The sequence below is a fragment of the Stenotrophomonas lacuserhaii genome, assembly GCF_014836545.1.
Taxonomy (GTDB): Bacteria; Pseudomonadota; Gammaproteobacteria; order Xanthomonadales; family Xanthomonadaceae; genus Stenotrophomonas; species Stenotrophomonas lacuserhaii.
In genome coordinates this window covers 32,181-51,264 of the sequence record NZ_JACSQS010000002.1, presented here as the reverse complement: position 1 = coordinate 51,264, position 19,084 = coordinate 32,181, and the positions used below count along the sequence as shown (strand labels likewise).

General features: G+C 67.3%; 14 protein-coding genes. 7 read left to right on the top strand and 7 right to left on the bottom strand.

From position 1 onward, the window contains the following. Positions 1-7: 7 nt before the first annotated feature. The 4 genes from H9654_RS03155 to H9654_RS03140 are packed head-to-tail and all read right to left on the bottom strand — an operon-like array spanning position 8 to position 3,974. Complete coding sequence (locus tag H9654_RS03155; RefSeq protein ID WP_191768982.1) at positions 8-1,771, bottom strand: ABC transporter transmembrane domain-containing protein; 1,764 nt, start codon at positions 1,769-1,771, stop codon at positions 8-10. Continuing rightward, positions 1,764-2,369, bottom strand: coding sequence for an IMPACT family protein (locus H9654_RS03150; protein ID WP_191768980.1), 606 nt, complete (start codon positions 2,367-2,369; stop codon positions 1,764-1,766). Before H9654_RS03150 ends, H9654_RS03155 begins: the two co-directional genes overlap by 8 nt. A gap of 52 nt (positions 2,370-2,421) precedes the next feature. Beyond that, a complete protein-coding gene (locus H9654_RS03145; protein WP_191768977.1) occupies positions 2,422-3,336 on the bottom strand; it encodes a hypothetical protein in 915 nt (304 codons plus the stop codon). Further along, complete coding sequence (locus H9654_RS03140) at positions 3,333-3,974, bottom strand: RNA polymerase sigma factor (protein WP_406833450.1); 642 nt, start codon at positions 3,972-3,974, stop codon at positions 3,333-3,335. The genes H9654_RS03145 and H9654_RS03140 overlap by 4 nt, the downstream gene beginning before the upstream one ends. Positions 3,975-4,096: 122 nt before the next feature. Here H9654_RS03140 and H9654_RS03135 point away from each other — a divergent pair, with 122 nt between their 5' ends. Further along, complete coding sequence (locus tag H9654_RS03135; protein WP_225211849.1) at positions 4,097-6,925, top strand: bifunctional diguanylate cyclase/phosphodiesterase; 2,829 nt, start codon at positions 4,097-4,099, stop codon at positions 6,923-6,925. On the opposite strand, the gene H9654_RS03130 is transcribed toward H9654_RS03135, so the two are convergent. Both H9654_RS03130 and H9654_RS03125 read right to left on the bottom strand, forming a co-directional pair. Then, positions 6,922-7,515, bottom strand: coding sequence for an LOG family protein (locus tag H9654_RS03130; protein WP_057687281.1), 594 nt, complete (start codon positions 7,513-7,515; stop codon positions 6,922-6,924). The two genes, H9654_RS03135 and H9654_RS03130, sit on opposite strands and share 4 nt — an antisense overlap. A 112-nt stretch (positions 7,516-7,627) precedes the next feature. After that, on the bottom strand, positions 7,628-9,124 hold the full coding sequence (locus H9654_RS03125; protein ID WP_191768975.1) for an aminotransferase class III-fold pyridoxal phosphate-dependent enzyme: 1,497 nt from the start codon (positions 9,122-9,124) through the stop codon (positions 7,628-7,630). Positions 9,125-9,337: 213 nt separating this feature from the next. Between H9654_RS03125 and queA the strand changes: the two genes are divergently transcribed. The 6 genes from queA to fabV all read left to right on the top strand — a co-directional run bounded on the left by queA (position 9,338) and on the right by fabV (position 16,949). After that, entirely contained in the window at positions 9,338-10,402 is a 1,065-nt protein-coding gene (gene queA / locus H9654_RS03120; RefSeq protein WP_191768973.1) for a tRNA preQ1(34) S-adenosylmethionine ribosyltransferase-isomerase QueA, read from the top strand. A gap of 446 nt (positions 10,403-10,848) precedes the next feature. Beyond that, positions 10,849-11,979: a tRNA guanosine(34) transglycosylase Tgt gene (tgt, locus tag H9654_RS03115; protein WP_191768971.1), complete on the top strand. Its 1,131-nt coding sequence runs from the start codon at positions 10,849-10,851 to the stop codon at positions 11,977-11,979. 132 nt (positions 11,980-12,111) lie between these two features. Continuing rightward, positions 12,112-12,456 (top strand): preprotein translocase subunit YajC, encoded by a 345-nt coding sequence (gene yajC / locus H9654_RS03110; RefSeq protein WP_042615071.1) that lies wholly within the window; start codon positions 12,112-12,114, stop codon positions 12,454-12,456. A 62-nt stretch (positions 12,457-12,518) separates the two neighbouring features. Further along, a complete protein-coding gene (gene secD / locus H9654_RS03105) occupies positions 12,519-14,372 on the top strand; it encodes a protein translocase subunit SecD (RefSeq protein ID WP_191768969.1) in 1,854 nt (617 codons plus the stop codon). A 19-nt stretch (positions 14,373-14,391) separates the two neighbouring features. Continuing rightward, positions 14,392-15,366: a protein translocase subunit SecF gene (secF, locus tag H9654_RS03100; RefSeq protein WP_101099745.1), complete on the top strand. Its 975-nt coding sequence runs from the start codon at positions 14,392-14,394 to the stop codon at positions 15,364-15,366. A gap of 323 nt (positions 15,367-15,689) precedes the next feature. After that, a complete protein-coding gene (fabV, locus tag H9654_RS03095; RefSeq protein WP_191768967.1) occupies positions 15,690-16,949 on the top strand; it encodes an enoyl-ACP reductase FabV in 1,260 nt (419 codons plus the stop codon). Between the two features lie 57 nt (positions 16,950-17,006). Here fabV and H9654_RS03090 read toward each other — a convergent pair whose 3' ends face one another. Then, entirely contained in the window at positions 17,007-19,076 is a 2,070-nt protein-coding gene (locus H9654_RS03090; RefSeq protein WP_182655623.1) for a GGDEF/EAL domain-containing response regulator, read from the bottom strand. Positions 19,077-19,084 lie beyond the last annotated feature (8 nt).

The window sequence follows — 19,084 nt, the reverse complement described above, 5'->3', positions numbered from 1 at the left end:
CGCGTGGTCAGTCGATGAACTGCAGGCGAGCCAGTTCCGCGTACAGGCCGCCTTCGGCCAACAGCTGCTCGTGGGTGCCCTGGGCGATGATGCGGCCGTGGTCCATCACCACGATGCGGTCGGCCTTGAGGATGGTCGCCAGGCGATGCGCGATCACCAGCGTGGTGCGGCCTGCCATCAGGCGTTCAAGCGCCTGCTGCACGGCGCGTTCGCTCTGCGCGTCCAGCGCGCTGGTCGCTTCGTCCAGCAACAGGATCGGGGCATCCTTCAACAGGGCGCGGGCGATGGCGATGCGTTGCTGCTGGCCGCCGGACAGGCGTGCGCCGCGCTCGCCCAGCTCGCTGTCATACCCTTCCGGCAACGCACGCAGGAACTCATCGGCTTCGGCGGCGCGGGCCGCGGCTTCCACCTCGGCATCGCTGGCCTCCAGCCGTCCATAGCGGATGTTGTCGCGCGCGCTGGCGGCGAACAGGGTGGGCTGCTGCGGCACCAGCGCCAGCTGCGCGCGCAGCGCCGCTGGATCCATCGCGCGCAGGTCGATGCCGTCCACGCTCAACGTACCGGAGCGCGGATCGTGGAAACGCAGCAACAGCTGCAGCACGGTACTCTTGCCGGCACCGGAGGGGCCCACCAGCGCGACCGTTTCGCCGTGCCGCACATGCAGGCTGAAATGCTCCAGCGCGGCAGTGTCCGGGCGCTGCGGGTAGTGGAACACCACGTCGTGGAAACGGATCTCGCCGCGCAATGGAACCGGCAACACCGCCGGCGAGGCCGGCGCGCGGATCTCAACGTCTTCCTGCAGCAGTTCACTGATGCGCCCCATGCCGCCGGACGCGCGCTGCAGTTCGTTCCACACTTCGGCCAGGGCCCCTACCGACCCGCCACCGATCAGCGCGTACAGCACGAACTGTCCGAGCGTACCGGCAGACAGGCGACCGGCGATCACGTCGTGCGCACCCAGCCAGAGCACGCCGACGATGGCGCCGAACACCAGCAGGATGGCGCTGGCGGTGACCAGCGACTGCGCGCGGATGCGCCGCCGGGCCGCACGGATCGAGTCTTTCAGCGCATGGTCGAAGCGGCCGCGTTCGTAGGGCTCGCGTGCGTGTGACTGTACGGTGCGGACCGCGCCCAGGGTTTCAGCGGCCAGGCTGTTGGCGTCGGCGATGCGGTCCTGGCTGTCGCGCGAAATCCCGCGCAGGCGGCGCGCACCCAGCACGATCGGCAGTACCGCCAGCGGAATCCCGAGCAGTGCCCAAGCGGCCAGCCGCGGGCTGGTCACGAACAGCATCACCAAGCTGCCGACCACGGTAACGCTGCTGCGCAGGGCCACCGACATGGTGGAGCCGATCACGCTGCGCAGCAGTTCGCTGTCGGCGGTCAGGCGCGAGACCAGTTCACCACTGCGATTGCGGTCATGGAAGCCGGCGCCGAGCGTGATCAGGTGGCCGTACAGCTGCGCGCGCAGGTCGGCGACGACCTTTTCGCCGAGCAGCGAGACGAAGAAGAAACGCGCGGCGGTTGCCAGCGCCATCACCACCGCCACCACCATCAGCAAGGCGAAGGCGCGGTTGATCTGGCCGCCTCCGGTGAAGCCATGGTCGATCATCTGCTTGACCGCCGGTGGCAGGCTGAGCGTGGCCGCCGAGGACACCGCCAGCGCCACCAGCCAGGCACTGAACAACCCCACGTGGCGGCGCACGAAGGGCCACAGCGTACCCAGGCTGCCAAGGCGCTTGAGGGCGGGGCGGGACGCGTCGGTGTCAGTCATCAGGGTGGGACTCGGAAGGAGAGTGCAGGCGTACCCGGTTACGGGTGGCGTCGCGCAGGCGCGTTTTCAATGCATCGCACTGGTCGGCCGGCAGTTCGACCCGCATGCTGGCGCCATCGGCGGTGAAGGTTTCTTCCTGCTTGACCGCCAGGTGAGCGGCGAGGGCGGCGTGCAGTGCGCCCAGGTCCTCGAACGGCGCGTGGATCTGCAGGTGTGCCAGCGCCACCAGCGGCTCACGCGGCGCGGTCCGCAGGCACTCGGCGGCGGTACCGCCGTAGGCGCGCACCAGCCCGCCGGCGCCCAGCTTGATGCCGCCATACCAGCGGGTGACCACCACCATGACCCGGTCGAAACCCTGGCCGTCGATGGCCGCGAGGATCGGGCGACCGGCGGTGCCTGATGGCTCGCCGTCATCGCTGGAACGGTACTCATTGCCATGCCGGTAGGCCCAGCAGTTGTGGGTGGCATCGGCCACGGCGACCTGCTGCAGGAACTCCAGGGCGTGGCCGGCATCACGGATCGGCGCGGCGTGGGCCAGGAAGCGACTGTGCTTGATCTCCAGGCAGTGGTCGACGGCAGCGGCGAGGGTATCGAGCATCCCTGCGATCTTACCGTGCGCACGCCAGGCACGTGCCGACCAGGGCGCGGAGTCAATCGGCGAGCAGCGGCTGCAGATCGCGCGGGAGGCGGGTTTCCGGATACTGCGCCAGGTAACGCTCCAGGCTGGCGCGCGCCAGATCCACGTCACCGGCGTCACGCCGATGGCGGATCTTCTGCAGCCACTGCCGCCGCGTAAGCCGTGCATCGGCCTCCACTTCCTGCTGCACCGCCGCTGCACTCAGTGGTGCCGATGCCGTCGCAGCAGCTTCCTCGGCGGTGTCCTGCGCAGCCGTGTCCTGCGGCGTGCGTGCGGGCTTGGCGAACGCCTCCGCGGCAGGCGCCGGTGCGGCCATCACCGCCGCTGCAGGTGCGGGTGCGGCTGGCGGCGCCGGCCGCGATGGGGCCACGCGCGCCGATTCCGCTGCGCGTGCGCGGAATGCCTGCGGCACGGGCGCGGCGTCCACCTGGGCGGGCGCGGTTGCCTGCGCCGGTGCCTCCAGTGCCTGCCCCTGCACGGGCGGCCTCGGCGCTGGCTCAGGTTGCGCACGCTGCGTGGCGGCACTGCCAGGCGTTGCAGGCGCTGTATCTGCGACGGGTCGTGGCGCAGGTGGATCAGCTTCCGGGCGGGGAGCGGGCGTGGCCATCTCCTGCAGCGATGGAGCCGGCGGCGGCTCCCGCTGTGGCTGCATCTGCCAGGCCAGCCCGACGGCGAAAACCACCGACGCGGCAATGCCCGCCACCGTCGGCCAACGCGCACGACGATGCTGCCGGCGCTGGGCCTGCGCCGGTGCGTCGTCCGCGCCCATGGGCCCGGTATCCTGCCCGGCGGCCGCGGACTGCACCGAGGCCCGCGCGGCAGCCAGCACGGCGGCATCCACGGCGGGCGGCGGTGCCTTGTCCAGCCGGCCACCCAGCAGCCGGGCCAGTTCGCGCTCTTCAGGGGTGAGGGGATCGCGGCTGTTCATGGGGCCAATCCTGCACGCAGTTTGTCCATCGCATAGCGCAGGCGCGACTTCACCGTTTCCCGGCCGACGCCGGTGACCTCGGCGATCTCCTCCAGGCTGAGTTCCTGCTCCAGTCGAAGCAGCAGCACCTCGCGTTGCTCCGCCGGCAGGGCATCCATCGCCTGCTGCACCCGGCGCCGTTGTTCGAAGCCGCTCAGTTCGGTTTCCGGGGTGTGGCCGTCGACCACCGCTTCCACCCGCGCTTCGGCGTCAGGCGGTGCGGGTGGCCGGTGGCGCGCCGCGCGCCAATGATCGTTCAGGCGGTTATGCGCGATGCGGAACAGCCAGGTGCTGAAGGCGGCGTCCGGTTGCCAGCCGGCGCGGGCGGCGATCACCCGCTGCCACACGTCCTGGAACATTTCCTCGGCCAGGCCGGGGTCGCGCAGCTGGCGCAGCAGGAACCCGTGCAGGCGCCTGCGGTGGCGCTCGTACAGCGCCTGGAAGGCGGGCAGGTCGCCGCCGGCCCAGGCCAGCATCAAGGCTTCATCGGTTGGCAGGGCGGCGGTATCCACGGGGGACAGGGTAAGGCCTGCCCGCGGCGGCGCATAGCCGCTCATCAGGGGGCGCAGGGAGGTGGTCGAGGGAGCAGGAATGGGCATGTCCGGAGCGTCAACGCGCGCAGGGGCGGAACGGGGTTGCGGCACGACAAATTCAGGTCGCGGAAAGCGCTATGCTCCGCGCACAGGGGAGGTGTCGGGAGTTCCCGCGCCATGGGGTCGTCATGTTGTCCAGTCAGATCGTTGCACCCACGATGGAAACACCGGGCAAGGCGGTGGTGACCAGCGGCTTGCTGGAGGCCCTGTGTGGCCTGTTGCCGGGCCACGCCTGTCTGTGGGTGGACTGGGACGATCCGCTGCTGGGGCAGGGGAGCCAATGCCATCGGCCGCAGGCGATGCCGTCATTGCGCGCGGCCGACCCGCAGCAGGCGCAGCACGAGCAATGGCAGCACGACGGTGCGCGCATCGGCCTGCGTGTCGAAGGCGCAGCGGTGCCCGCGGGCTGGTGGTCGCTCGCCCGCGAAGCGCTTCAACTAGGGCTGCAGCAGGCCCGCCAGGCCGGCCAGATCCACGCCCTTGAAGATGCCAAGCGGCTGCAGCAGGCGCTGTATGAGATCGCCGATCTCTCCGGGGCCGAACTGGAAATGGCCGAGATGCTGCGGCATGTCCATCGCGTCCTCAACACGCTGATGTACGCGCACAACTGCTTCATCGTCGAATATGACGATATCCGGCAGACCATCCGCTTCCTGTACTTCGCCGACCAGATCGATGATTTCATCGCCGATCCGTCGCGCGCTTATGCCGAAAGCGAGCTGCCCGGGAGCCTGACCTTCGCGCTGCTGCAACATGGGCACCCGCTCAGTGGCCCCTCGCGCCAGTTGCTGGCCAGCGTGGGCCAGGACGGGCAGCACTGGCGCGGGCCGGAAAGCCTGGATTGGCTGGGCGTGCCGATGCTGCGCGAAGGCCGCGTGTGCGGGGCGATCGTGGTGCAGAGCTACGACCAGCATGACCGCTATGGCGAGGCGGACCGCGCGCTGCTCGGCTTCGTCGCCCAGCACGTGCGCACGGCGATGGACCGGCGCCAGGCGCAGGTGCAGCTGGAGCGGCAGGTGGAACGACGCACGCTGGAACTGCAGCGCGCCAACCGCAGCCTGCAGGATGAGGTCTTCGAACGTCGCCGTGCCGAAAAGCTGCAGGCCGCGCTGTATGGCATCGCCGAACTGGCGATGCAGGCCGAAAGCCTGTCGCAGTTCCATGCGCAGGTCCATGGCATCGTCGGCACCCTGCTGGATGCGCGCAACTTCTACATCGCCCTGGTCAACGAGGGGGGCGATGGGCTGGAATTCGTCTACTCGGTCGACGAATACACGGTCACGCGCGCGCCGCGCGCCTTCAGCCAGGGGCTGACCGAACACGTAGTGCGCGAGCGGCGACCGCTGCTGGCCGCACGCGCCGACATCGACGCGATGATCGAGGCCGGCAAGGTGCGCGAGTCGGGCGTGCGCTCGCAGTGCTGGCTTGGCGTGCCCCTGCTGCGCGATGACGAAGTGGTCGGGGTGATCGTGGTGCAGAGCTACAGCCCGGACGTGGCCTTCACCGCGCACGACCAGCGCCTGTTGACCTTCGTGGCGCAGAACATCGGCGCAGGACTGGCGCGGCAGCGCGACCAGGAGCGGCTGCGGCTGGCGCATGCCGGACTGGAACAACGCGTGGAGGAACGCACCCGCGAACTGGGCGAAGTGAATGAGAAACTGCTGGGGCAGATCGCCGAACGGCTGCGCGCCGAGCAGCGGTTGACCCACCAGGCCATGCACGATGGCCTGACCGGCCTGCCCAACCGCATCCACCTGCTGGATCGCCTGGAAGATGCGCTGCTGCGCGCACGCAAGGGCGAGGGCGGTGAGTTCGCGGTGCTGTTCCTGGACCTGGATCGCTTCAAGCTGGTCAACGACAGCATCGGCCATGCGGCCGGTGACCAGATGCTGGTCGAGGTGGCCAAGCGCATCGTCTCGATGCTGGGTCCGGACAACGTGGTGGCACGGCTGGGCGGGGATGAGTTCGCCATCCTGCTGCAGTGCCCGCACGGCTTGGCGCAGGCATTGGAGTTCTCCCAGCGCATGCTGCTGGCGCTGCAGGAGTCGATGTGGGTGGCCGGGCGCGAGCTGTTCCCTTCCGGCAGCCTGGGCATCGCGTTGTGGAATGCGCGCTACCAGCGCGGCGAAGAGCTGCTGCGGGATGCCGATGCGGCGATGTACCGCGCCAAGGCGCAGGGCCACGACCGCTGCGCGATCTTCGACGAGGACATGCGCGAGCAGGCGATGCGCAGCCTGGACCTGGAATCGGACCTGCGCCGGGCGATCATCAACCAGGACTTCCTGCCGTACTACCAGCCCATCGTGCGGCTCACCGATGGCGTGGTGGTAGGCCACGAGGCGCTGTTGCGCTGGCAGCACGAGACCCGCGGGATGCTGTTGCCGGGCGCGTTCCTGGATCTCGGCGAGGGCAGTGGCCTGATCGAGCAGGTGGACTGGCTGATCTACGAGCAGGTAATCGCCGGCCTGTCGCGCGGCGGCACCGGCTATGTATCGGTCAACGTATCACCGCGGCATTTCCGCTCGGCCGAGTTCAGCAACCGGTTGTTCGGTTTGATCGAAGCCTTCGACGCCGACCCGCACCGGCTGCGCCTGGAGATCACCGAAGTGGCCCTGCTCGATGAAGGTCCACGCACCCTGCGCGTGCTGCAGGCGCTGCGCGAACGCGGCATCCTGGTGCAGCTGGATGATTTCGGCACGGGCTTCTCGGCGCTGTCCTACCTGCATCGATTCCCGATTTCCACGTTGAAGATCGACCAGAGCTTCATCGCCGGGCTCAACGGCCCGGAGGCACAGAGCACGCTGGCGCTGGTGGAAGGGGTGGTATCACTGGCGCGCACGCTTGGGATCAGCACCATCGCCGAGGGCATAGAAACCGAAAGCCAGCGCCAGATCCTGCTGGGCCTGGGCTGCGACTACGGCCAGGGCTACCTGCTGGGCCGTCCGGCACCGCGTTAGACCAGGGCGTTGCGGCGCTTCTCGTCGATCCACTTGGAGGCCTGCGCGGGCTCGTAGCTGCGCATCCAGTCCAGCATCGCGTCGATGTCCGAGCCGTACCAGAGGTCGGCGCGCTGGGCCGGGTGCAGGAAGCGCTCTTCGACCATGCGGTCGATCATCCCGATCAGCGGGGCGTAGAAACCGTCCACGTCCAGGAAGGCGCACGGCTTGTTGCCGATGCCGAGCTGGCGCCAGGTCAACATCTCGAAGATTTCTTCCATGGTGCCGAAGCCACCGGGCAGCGCGACGAAAGCGTCGGAGAGCTCGAACATGCGCGACTTGCGTTCGTGCATGGAACCGACCACTTCCAGCGTGGTCAGGCCGCGGTGCGCGACTTCCCAGTCGGCCAGCTGCTGCGGGATCACGCCGGTGACTTCGCCGCCGGCTTCCAGCGCGGCATTGGCCACCGTGCCCATCAGGCCGACGTTGCCGCCGCCGTAGACCAGGCGCAGGCCGTCACGGGCGATGCGGTCGCCCAGCGCGATCGCGCGTTCGGTATAGATCGGCTTGCTGCCTGCGTTGGAGCCGCAGTAAACACAGAGGGACTTCATCGGGGATTCCTTGAAACGAAAGCGCCCCGCCGGGGGCGGGGTGCGGGTTGGGGGTTCGACCGCATTTTACCTGCTGGCACCGGACGCTGCCCGGTGCCAGCGGAGGCGGGGTTCAGGCGGCCTGGGCCTGCTCGCGGCGCGGACCTTCGCGCAGGGCGCGGCCGACCATGCCGACCAGCAGTTCCAGCTCGCTGCTGTCCATGCCGAAGTGCGGGGTGAAGCGCAGCGAGCGCTCACCGCCGTGGATCACATTGACGCCCTGGCGGCGCAGCCATTCTTCGGTGGAACCGGCACCGTAGCACTTGAACTGCGGAGCCAGTTCGCAGGAGAACAGCAGGCCGGTGCCCTGCACCTTGGTGATCAGTCCGCCCAGTTCTTCCTTGAGCTTTTCCAGCCGGCGCAGTGCCTCCAGGCCGCGCTCGGCGATGTTGCCGCGCACTTCCGGGGTGAGCTGGGCCAGCGTGGCGCAGGCAACGTCCAGCGCACGCGGATTGCTGGTCATGGTGTTGCCGTAGATGCCCTTGCGGTACAGCTGTGCGGCGCGTTCGTTCACGGCCAGCACCGACAACGGGTACTGGGCGGCATTCAGGGCCTTCGAATAGGTTTCCATGTCCGGCGCATCCAGGCCTTCGAAGCCGGGGTAATCCACGACCGACAGCACGCCGTGGGCGCGCAGCCCGGCCTGGATGGAGTCGATCAGCAGCAAGCTGCCGTGGGCGCGGGTCAGTCCGCGGGCCAGCGCGTAGAACGCCGGCGGTACCGAGCGGCCCGGATCGCCTTCGCCCATCACCGGTTCCAGGAACACCGCTTCGATGAACCAGTTGCTGCGCGCTGCCTCGTCGAACACCGCGCGCAGGGCGGCTTCGTCATACGGAGCGATGGCGATCACCGAGTCTTCGTTGCGATAGCTGGCCAGGTGCTGCTGGTAGGTGCGCCGGCTGGAATCGGAGTACAGGGCCGGGCGGTCGGTGCGGCCATGGAAGCTGCCCTTGATCACCACGCGCTTGACCGCAGCACCGGCATGCGGGGCGCCCGGATCGGTCTGCAGTTTGCTGTTCACATCGGCGATGCGCGCGGCCAGGCCGACCGCTTCCGAACCGGAATTGAGGCACATGAAGCGGGTGAACGGACAACCGCCACGGCGATGGCCGATTTCCGCCCGCAGCGCCTTGACGAAGCGCTGCTGGGACAGGCTCGGGGTCATGATGTTGGCCATCACCTGCGGCTGCGACATCGCCTCCAGCACCGCATCGGGGGTGTGGCCGAAGCCGAGCATGCCGTAGCCGCCGGCGTCGTACAGCACCGCGCCCTTGAGCGTGACCACCCACGGGCCGCGTGCGGTCAAGGCGACATACGGCGTCACCGCATCGTCGGCGTAGAAGTTGATGAAGCCGTCCTGCATTGCGTCGATCTGGGCCTGTTCGTCCAGCGCCAGCACCTCGCCCAGCTCACCCTGGAGGCGGGAAAATTCGGCCGCGGCGGCATCCGCCGCAGCCACCAGCGCGGGGTGGGAGGCGGCAAGACGCTCCAGCGTGGCGTCATCCAGGCCGGTGGTCAGGCGGGTGCCGGGTTGGGCGCGGAGGGGGGCGAGGCGTTCGATGAAGCTCATTGCAGATCTCCTGAAACGATAGGTCGCACGGCCCCGTAAAAGCACAACGCGCGGCAAGCGCGCGCGTCGGGTCATGGCTCGTGCATTCGGACTTCCGTTTCGATGCTAGCACGCGGTTTTTTGCGCGATAACCCCGTCCGTTCGCTGCTGCATGGCAGCATTTTCGCGGGCGTTTGCCGCCAACTACGTTGTCCATCGGTGGCCGGTCGTACAATGCGCGCCATTGCCGACCTGTTGCTGCGTGTTCCCTTGAAGAAGTCCGATTTCCATTACGACCTTCCCGCTGAACTGATTGCCCAGGCGCCGCTGCCGGAGCGCTCGGCCAGCCGCCTGCTGCTGGTGCCTCCTGCGCCAGGCGCGCTGCAGGATGCGCATGTGCGCGACCTGTCCGCGCTGCTGCGCGAAGGGGATCTGCTGGTGTTCAACGATACCCGGGTGATCCCGGCGCGGCTGTTCGGCCAGAAAGCGACCGGCGGCCGGGTGGAGATCCTGATTGAACGCCTGCTGGGCGCGCAGCAGGCAAAGGCGCAGGTGGGGGCCAGCAAGACCCCCAAGCCGGGCAGCAGGATCGCCCTGGACGCCGGTGGCGAGGTGGAAGTGCTGGGCCGCGATGGGGAGTTCTACGTGCTGCAGTTCCATGTGCCTGAACCGCTGGAGCAGTGGTTGCTGCATGCCGGGCGGCTGCCGTTGCCGCCGTATATCCAGCGCGAGCCCGGGCTGGACGATCGCGAGCGCTACCAGACCGTGTTTGCCCGCGAGATCGGTGCGGTGGCCGCGCCGACCGCCGGCCTGCACTTCGATGATGCGCTGCTGGCCGCGCTGCAGGCCAAGGGCGTGGGCTTTGGCCATGTCACCCTGCATGTGGGCGCAGGCACCTTCCAGCCGGTCCGCGCGGACGATCTGAAAGACCATGTGATGCACCGCGAATGGCTGAACGTCGGCGCCGAGCTGGTGCAGCAGGTGCGGCGCACGCGCGAGGCTGGTGGCCGGGTGATCGGGGTGGGGACCACGGTGGTGCGGGCGCTGGAAAGCGCGATGCGCGATGGCGAGCTGCTGCCGTTCGCCGGGGAGACCCAGATCTTCATCACCCCCGGCTACCGGATCCGCAGCGTGGATGCGATGGTGACCAATTTCCATCTGCCGGAGAGCACGCTGTTGATGATGATTTCCGCGTTCGCGGGCAAGGAGCGGGTGTTCGAGGCGTACCGGCATGCGATCGCGCAGCGCTACCGCTTCTTCAGCTACGGCGATGCGATGTTGTTGTTCCCGCAGGGCTGATCGGTTTTCTGTTGGTCTGCGCGTTTTTGTGCCCCCGTGTTGCGAGCCGGGAACAGGCCCCACGGGACACGCCGTGAATCCATCCATGGAGTCTCGTTTCCGCCCGTCCGGGGCTCCAACGGTCCCGTGGGGCCTGTTCCCGGCTCGCCGGACAGTTCACGCGCGCGGCCGGCGAGGAGCGCCCGTGCGGTGGGGTGGGGGATGAAAAGCGGCCGGCCTGTGGCCAGCCACCGCGGCGGGCGCGGAAGCTGGAAGGTGCGGGTGGGGCAGGTTGCACGGGACGCTGAGCCGCATGGATGCGGCGATGCAGCTTACAGGGACGTACTTGCGGCGTGTCCCGTGCAGCCTGCCCCGCCCGCGCCAACTCGGAGCAGCCGGCGCTGCGTTTCGCGGGAAGTCCAAAAGTGCGAGACAATACAAAGCTATCTGTCCCGAACAACCGCATCATGTCCCGACTGCAGTTCCAGCTCCAGACCACGGATGGCCGTGCCCGCCGTGGCCGCCTGACCTTCCCGCGCGGAACCGTGGAAACCCCCGCGTTCATGCCGGTCGGCACCTATGGCTCGGTCAAGGGCATCTTCCCTGACCAGGTGCGCGCCCTGGGCGCGGAAATCATCCTTGGCAATACCTTCCACCTGTACCTGCGCCCGGGCCTGGATGTCATCGCCGACCACGGCGGCCTGCACGGCTTCGCGCGCTGGGATGGCCCGATCCTGACCGACTCCGGCGGATTCCAGGTGTTTTCGCTGGCGCATCGCCGCAAGATCACCGAACAGGGCGTGACCTTCGCCTCGCCCACCGACGGCGCCCGCGTCTTCCTCGGTCCGGAGGAAAGCATGAAGATCCAGAAGGTGCTGGATTCGGACGTGGTGATGATCTTCGACGAATGCACGCCGTACCCGGCCACCGAGGACGTCGCGCGCCGCTCGATGGAGCTCAGCCTGCGCTGGGCCCAGCGTTCGCGCGATGCCCACGATGCCCTGGGCAACGACGCCGCGCTGTTCGGCATCGTCCAGGGCGGGGTGCATACCGACCTGCGCAGCCGCTCTGCCGAGGCCCTGCAGCAGATCGGTTTCGACGGCTACGCCATCGGCGGGCTGGCAGTGGGCGAACCCGAGCATGAACGCAACGCCATGCTGGACCACCTGGACCCGGTGCTGCCACCAGACCGCCCGCGCTACCTGATGGGCGTGGGCCGGCCGGAAGACCTGGTGGAAGGCGTGGCCCGGGGCGTGGACATGTTCGACTGCGTGATGCCCACGCGCAACGCGCGCAACGGCCACTATTTCACCTCTTTCGGCACCGTCCGCATCCGCAACGCGCGCTACGAGCGCGACATGGACCCGATCGAACCGGGCTGCGGCTGCTTCGCCTGCAGCGGCGGTTATACCCGCTCCTACCTGCGCCACCTGGACCGCTGCAATGAAATGCTGGCGCCGATGCTGGGCACCCTCCACAACCTGTTCTATTACGAGAAGCTGATGGCCGACATGCGCGCCGCCATCGCCGCGGGAACCTTCGAGGCCTTCCGTGGGTCTTTCTACGCAGCCCGGGGGGCTGCCGTCCCGCCGCTTTGAGCGGCCGCCCCCTGCCGAAGGGCCCAAGGACGAATCCCTGGGGCCCGTGGCATACTTCACGGCTGACACCGATCTGCGGTCGCGCCCGGCCCCTCATGGCACCGCAGCGCCGCCCAACCAAAGGACTCCACGATGAACCTGCTTGCTTTCCTGATTCCCGCCGCCCACGCCCAGGCTGCCGGCGGCCAACCGCAGGGCTTCACCATGACCACCCTGCTGTTCCCGGTCATCCTGATCGCCATCATGTACTTCCTGATGATCCGCCCGCAGATGAAGCGGCAGAAGGAGCACAAGGCCATGCTGGAGAAGATCAAGCGCGGCGATGAAGTGCTGACCAACGGCGGCATCGCCGGCGTGGTCACCGACATCGGCGACAACTTCGTCACCCTGGAAGTGGCTGACAACGTGCGCATCCGCGTGCAGAAGGGCGCTGTCGGCAACGTGCTGCCGGCCGGTACCCTGAAGTCGGCTGTCTGATCCACTCCCTTTTCTGAAGCACAACCGCGGCGCCGGGGATGGCGCCGCGCGGGAACCTCGCAATGCTCGAATTTCCACGCTGGAAGTACTTCGTCATCCTGATCGTCCTTGCGATCAGTACGTTGTATGCGCTGCCCAACATCTACCAGAAGGATCCGGCCATCCAGATCACCGCCAACCGCGGCGGCCTGGTGGATTCAGCGCTGCGTGACCGCGTGCTGGCCGACCTCAAGCAGGCCGGTGTCACCCCGATGGCGGCCGAAGTGGAAGGCGACAGCCTGATCGTCCGCCTGTCCGACATCCAGGCGCAGACCGCCGCCAACGACGTGCTCAAGCAGAGCGTCGGCGAGGATTACGTGGTGGCATTGAACCTGGCCTCCACGGTGCCGGACTGGCTGTCGAACCTGGGCGCGCGCCCGATGACGCTGGGCCTGGATCTGCAGGGCGGCGTGCATTTCGTGCTGCAGGTGGACCAGAAGGCCGCGCTGGACAAGCGCCTGGACAGCTACACCGAAGACGTGCGTACCACCCTGCGTGATGCGCGTATTCCGTACCAGTCGGTCGAGCGCCGCGCGGACAACACCATCGTCGCCAACCTGAGCCCGAGCGCAGGCGAGGGCGCTGGACTGCGTGCCCGTGATGCGCTGTTCAAGTCGCAGCCGACGCTGGGCTTCGAAGTCACCGGCAACCGGGTGATCGTCAGCCTGCCCGACGCCGAACTGGCCGCCATCGCCAACGGTGCCATCGAGCAGAACGTCAACACGCTGCGCAACCGCGTCAACCAGCTCGGCGTGGCCGAGCCGATCATCCAGCGCCAGGGTGCCGACCGCGTGGTCGTGCAGCTGCCTGGCGTGCAGGACACCGCCGAAGCCAAGCGCATGATCGGTGCCACCGCCACCCTGGAATACCGCGCCGTCATCGAAGGCAACGCGCAGGACGCCGTCGCCACCGGCCGCATTCCGCCCGAAGCCAAGGTCTACCAGCTGCGCGACAACCGCGGCCCGGTGTTGCTGGCCAAGCGCGTGATCGTCACCGGTGACCAGATGGTCGCAGCCCAGGCCACTACCGACCAGAACGGTTCGGCGGCGGTCAGCGTGACGCTGAACAATGTCGGCGGACAGCGCATGTTCGACTTCACCAGCGCCAACGTGAACAAGCCGATGGCGGTGGTCTACACCGAGCGCATCCCCAGCGTTGAAACCGTGGATGGCAAGGAAGTGCGCAGCTTCCGGGTCAAGGAAGAGGTCATTTCGGTGGCCAACATCAACGGCGTGTTCGGCAAGAACTTCCAGACCACCGGCCTGGAGAAGCGTGAGTCCGAAGACCTGGCCAAGCTGCTCAAATCCGGCTCGCTCGCCGCGCCGATGGACTTCGTGGAAGAAAAGATCGTCGGCCCCAGCCTGGGTGCGGAGAACGTGCAGCGCGGTGTCACCGCGGTGGGCTTCGCCTTCCTGTTCACGCTGGTGTTCTTCACCGTCTACTACCGCATGTTCGGTGTCATCACCTCGGTGGCGATGCTGTTCAACCTGCTGATCGTGGTCGCGGTGATGTCGCTGTTCGGTGCCACCATGACCCTGCCGGGCTTTGCCGGCCTGGCGTTGTCGATCGGCCTGTCGGTGGATGCGAACGTGCTGATCAACGAGCGTATCCGCGAAGAGCTGCGTGCGGGCATGCCCGCCAAGGCCGCCATCGTGGCCGGTTATGAAAAAGCATCGGGCACCATCCTCGACGCGAACCTTACCGGCATGCTGGCCGGCGTGGCGCTGTATGCGTTCGGTACCGGTCCGTTGAAGGGCTTCGCCGTGACCATGATCGTCGGCATCCTCGCCTCGATGTTCACCGCCATCACCGTTTCCCGCGCCCTTGCGGTGCTGTTGTACGGCAGCCGCAAGAAGCTCAAGACCCTGGCCATCTGACGGGAAAAGGATCGATACCATGAAATTGTTTCCGCTCCACCTGATCCCGAACGACACCAAGTTCGACTTCATGCGCACCCGATGGATCGCCATCGGCATCGCCGCGCTGGTGTTCATCGCCGCGCTGGGCAGCATCATCGGCAAGGGCTTCAACTACGCATTGGATTTCACCGGCGGGACCGTGGTGGAAGTACGCTTCGACCGCCCGGCCGATGTCGACGCGGTGCGCGGGCACCTGGAGACCGCCGGATATGGTGGTGCCCAGGTGCAGAGCTTCGGCAGCGGCAGCGACCTGCTGATCCGCCTGCAGCCGCAGGCCCAGGCCGAAGGCGAGAGCGTCGGCGATGCCAACAACCGCACGGCCGAGGCGGTGCGCTCGGCGGTATCGCTGGAAGGCAATGCAGCGACCGTGCTGTCTTCGGAGTTTGTCGGTCCGCAGGTCGGCAAGGAGCTGGCCCTGAACGGCCTGTACGCCGCGCTGTTCGTGCTGGTCGGCTTCCTGATCTACATCGGTTTCCGCTTCGAGTGGAAGTTCGCGGTGGTGGCCATCATCACCACCCTGTTCGACGTGCTGGTGGTGGCCGGCTACTTCTCCTTCAGCGGCCGCGAGTTCGACCTGACCGTGCTGGCCGGCCTGCTGTCGGTGATGGGCTTCTCCATCAACGACACCATCGTGGTGTTCGACCGTGTCCGCGAGAACTTCCGCAGTCTGCGCGTCGAGCCGCTGGAAGTGATGAACCGCTCGATCAACCAGACCCTGTCGCGCACCATCATCACCTCGCTGGTGTTCTTCCTGTCGGTGCTGGCGCTGTACATCTACGGTGGCGGTTCGCTGGAAGGGCTGGCCCTGAGCCAGATGATCGGCGCGGTGATCGGCACCCTGTCCTCGATCTTCATCGCCTGCCCCCTGCTGACCATGGGCGTGCTGGCGGTGACCAAGCAGGACCTGCTGCCCAAGGCCAAGGACGAAGAAGCCCTGGCCCGCCGCCCCTGAATGAGGCAGCCGGCAGAAACAGAAAAAGCCGCACGAAAGTGCGGCTTTTTCTTTGCTTTTTTTCCTCCCCGCACACGCCACGGGCGCCGAATCGTCAGCAGAGGCAGCGGGTGGGCCTGGACGGGACGCTGAGCCGCATGGATGCGGCGACGCAGCCTACAAGGACGTACTTGCGGCGTGTCCCGACCAGGCCCACCCGCTGCCTCGAGCGTGAAGCCACGATACGCCCCCGTCGGTTGTGCATATTCCCCCCGCACACTACGATTCCAGCGTTTCGTGCACGCGCGCCAGCGCGACCGCACCTGTCCCACACCGAGGTATCCATGGTCATCAAACCGCGCGTCCGCGGCTTCATCTGCGTCACCACCCATCCCACCGGCTGCGATGCGGCGGTCAAGCAGCAGATCGACTACATCAGCGCCCGGCCGAAGATCGTCAACGGTCCAAAGCGCGTGCTGGTGATCGGCGCCTCCACCGGCTACGGCCTGGCTGCGCGCATCACCGCCGCCTTCGGCAGTAACGCCGCCACCCTGGGCGTGTTCTTCGAAAAGCCCGGCAGCGAGACCAAGCCCGGCAGCGCCGGCTGGTACAACTCGGCCGCGTTCCACAAGTACGCCGGCCAGGCCGGACTGTATGCGAAGAGCGTGAACGGCGACGCGTTCTCCGATGAAGTGAAGGACCAGGTCATCGCGCTGATCAAGGCCGACCTCGGCCAGGTCGACCAGGTGGTCTACAGCCTGGCGTCACCGCGCCGCAAGCATCCCAAGACCGGCGAAGTGATCAACTCCACGCTCAAGCCGATCGGCGCGCCGATCACCCTGCGCGGCCTGGACACCGACAAGGTCAAGCTGACCGAAACCCACCTGGAGCCGGCCACCGACGAAGAGATCGCCGGCACCGTGGCGGTGATGGGTGGGGAAGACTGGCAGATGTGGATCGACGCGCTGGCTGCAGCCGGCGTGCTGGCCGACGGCTGCACCACCACCGCCTTCACCTATGTCGGTGAAGAGATCACCCAGGCGATCTACTGGAACGGCAGCATCGGTGCGGCCAAGAAGGACCTGGACCAGAAGGTGCTGGGCCTGCGCGAAAAGCTGGCCGCGATCGGCGGCGATGCCCGCGTATCGGTACTGAAGGCAGTGGTCACCCAGGCCAGTTCGGCGATCCCGACCATGCCGCTGTACCTGTCGCTGCTGTTCAAGGTGATGAAGGAAAAGGGTACCCACGAGGGCTGCATCGAGCAGCTCGACGTGCTGTACGACATCCTCTACGGCGGCAAGGCCGAGGGCACGGCTGTGGAGCGCTTGCGCCATGAGCTGACCGATGCCGATGGCCGCCACATCGAGCTGATCGACGATGCCGGCCGACTGCGCGCGGACTACAAGGAAATGGCGCCGGGCGTGCAGGCCGAAGTGCTGGAACTGTGGCCGCAGGTGACCGATGAGAACCTGTATGAGATCAGCGACCTGGAAGGCTACAAGGCTGATTTCCTGCGCCTGTTCGGCTTCGGCGTGGAGGGCGTGGACTATGACGCCGACGTGGATCCGGACGTGAAGATCGACAATCTGGTCGACATGACCTGAAGTCGGGCAGGTGACGACCAACGGTCGTCACCCACCGTAGGCCGGGGGCCGGGCGCCTCAGCCGAAATCGAAGTCCATCCGCGGCGTAGCCTCGCCGACGAACTCACCCTGCACGTAATCCACCCCTGCGCTGAACAGCAGGGTCATCGAATTGGCATCGGTGACGAACTCGGCGACGGTGGCGATGTTGGCTGCCTGTGCGCGTTCGGTGATTTCCTTGATCTTGTCGAAGTTCTCGCGCGTGCTCGCCGCATCGCGGGTGAAGCCGCGATCCAGCTTCAGGAACTGCGGCTGGAAATGCGCGAGCAGCTGGAACGAATCCAGCCCCGAACCAAACTGCTCCAGCCCGATCCGGCAGCCCAGCGGGGCAACCGCCTGCAGGAACTGCTGGGCGTTGCGCAGGTGGGTGAAGACCTTGGATTCCGGGGCATGCAGCCACAGCCGGTCGCCGGGCACGCCATGCGCCTGCAGTTCCTGCTTCAGCGTGCTGATCAGCAACGGATCGGCGAAGGATTCCGGGGTGATCTTCACCAGCATGTGGGTGGCATGGCCGGCACGCTGGCGTTCGCCCAGGATGGCGATGGCGCGCCGCACCACCCAGCGGTTGATGTCGGCCAGCAGGCCGTGTTCCTCGGCGATGGCAAGGAAGGCGACCGGGCTCATCAGCTCGCCGTTGTGGTCCAGTCGCAGGTAGGCCTCGTACAGTTCGCGTGATTCCCCCTGCAGGTTCAGCACCGGCTGGTAATGCAGCTGGAAGCCATCGCCTTCCACGGCTTCGCGGATGCGCGCGACCCAGCGTGCGATCCGCTCTTCCTCCACCCGGTCGGTGGCGGCCGGATCGAAGATGCGCACGCTGTTGCCCAGCTCGGCCGCGGCCTGCAGGCACGTGGTGGCGCGCGCCAGCACTTGGCCGATGCTGGCGATCTTCTCGCCGACCTGCACGCCGCCGATGCTCACGGTGACGGTGGCCGAGCGCTCACCGATGCTGAACACATGCGCGGCGTAGGCGCTGCGGATGCGTTCGGCCAAGGCCGCGGTATCGGCGAAGGCACCGTCGAGCAGCACCGCGAAGCTGTGCTCGCCGAAGCGGGCCAGCTGCGCCTGGCTGCCGACCGTATCGTTGAGCAACGCGGCCATGGAGGCGATCAGCGCATCGGCTGAATCCAGCCCGATGTCCGGCAGCAGGCGGGCGTAATGGTCCGGCTCGACCAGCAGCAGGCCGGAACGGCCTTCGCCGCGGCTGGCCTGGGCCACTGCGTTTTCCACCTGCACCATGAAAGTGGGACGGTTGAGCAGGCCGGTGACCTGGTCGCGCTGGCGCAGCTCCTCTACTTCGCGGGCCAGCTCCGGGTCCAGTTCCAGCCGGCGGCGGAAAACCACCTGCAGGCACGATTCGCCTTCGTAGCTGGCACTGGTGAACTCCATGGTCGCCGCGAACGCATTGCCATCCTGGTGGCGTGCATCGATCTGGTACTGCGGCGGCGGCGCCTCGCCCTTGCTCAGGCCCTTGAGCAGCTGCTTGAAGCCTTCCACGTGCTGGGCGGCCACCATGTCCAGCAGCGAAATGCCTTCCACGTCGTCGAAGCTTTCAAACCCGAACATCTCCAGGTAGGCATCGTTGGCGCGGATGTGCATGCCCTCGTGGATATAGGCGATGGGGTCGCGCGAAGAAGCGATCAGCGCGTCACAGCGGCGTTCGGTCTCGCGCATCTGCGCCTCGATCCGGCGCAGGCCGCGACGTGCCTGCAGGTCGATCCACTGGTCGCGCACCACCGCCAGCAGGTGTTCCGGCCGCGGCCGCAGCGCGAGTGCGCGCAGGCCGTGCGCGCTGGCTTCGACCAGCGCGTCCTCTTCGATGTGGTCCACCAGCAGGATCAGCGGCACGTCCTTGCCGCTGGCGGCTATCTGCTGGGAGACCTGCGGCAGGCTGATCGACTGCTGCGGCGCGGCCAGCACCAGGTCGATCGGCTGCGTCGCCAGTACCTGCCCCAGTTCGCCCACGTCCTGCGGCCGCGAAGGCCGCACCGCGATGCCACTGTTGCGCAGCGCGCTGACGATCGCTTCAGCGTTCTCGCCGCTGTCATCCACGATCACCAGGCGCAGCGTGATGTCATTCGAGTTCTGCATTCAAAGGC

What these genes read in the sequence shown, in the direction of transcription:
- H9654_RS03155 (WP_191768982.1), bottom strand. Translation starts at nt 1,771, where the DNA reads ATGACTGACACCGACGCGTCCCGCCCCGCCCTCAAGCGCCTTGGCAGC.
- secF (WP_101099745.1), top strand. Translation starts at nt 14,392, where the DNA reads ATGAAATTGTTTCCGCTCCACCTGATCCCGAACGACACCAAGTTCGAC.
- secD (WP_191768969.1), top strand. Translation starts at nt 12,519, where the DNA reads ATGCTCGAATTTCCACGCTGGAAGTACTTCGTCATCCTGATCGTCCTT.
- H9654_RS03135 (WP_225211849.1), top strand. Translation starts at nt 4,097, where the DNA reads ATGTTGTCCAGTCAGATCGTTGCACCCACGATGGAAACACCGGGCAAG.
- H9654_RS03125 (WP_191768975.1), bottom strand. Translation starts at nt 9,124, where the DNA reads ATGAGCTTCATCGAACGCCTCGCCCCCCTCCGCGCCCAACCCGGCACC.
- H9654_RS03090 (WP_182655623.1), bottom strand. Translation starts at nt 19,076, where the DNA reads ATGCAGAACTCGAATGACATCACGCTGCGCCTGGTGATCGTGGATGAC.
- H9654_RS03145 (WP_191768977.1), bottom strand. Translation starts at nt 3,336, where the DNA reads ATGAACAGCCGCGATCCCCTCACCCCTGAAGAGCGCGAACTGGCCCGG.
- H9654_RS03130 (WP_057687281.1), bottom strand. Translation starts at nt 7,515, where the DNA reads ATGAAGTCCCTCTGTGTTTACTGCGGCTCCAACGCAGGCAGCAAGCCG.
- H9654_RS03140 (WP_406833450.1), bottom strand. Translation starts at nt 3,974, where the DNA reads ATGCCCATTCCTGCTCCCTCGACCACCTCCCTGCGCCCCCTGATGAGC.
- H9654_RS03150 (WP_191768980.1), bottom strand. Translation starts at nt 2,369, where the DNA reads ATGCTCGATACCCTCGCCGCTGCCGTCGACCACTGCCTGGAGATCAAG.
- tgt (WP_191768971.1), top strand. Translation starts at nt 10,849, where the DNA reads ATGTCCCGACTGCAGTTCCAGCTCCAGACCACGGATGGCCGTGCCCGC.
- yajC (WP_042615071.1), top strand. Translation starts at nt 12,112, where the DNA reads ATGAACCTGCTTGCTTTCCTGATTCCCGCCGCCCACGCCCAGGCTGCC.
- queA (WP_191768973.1), top strand. Translation starts at nt 9,338, where the DNA reads ATGCGCGCCATTGCCGACCTGTTGCTGCGTGTTCCCTTGAAGAAGTCC.
- fabV (WP_191768967.1), top strand. Translation starts at nt 15,690, where the DNA reads ATGGTCATCAAACCGCGCGTCCGCGGCTTCATCTGCGTCACCACCCAT.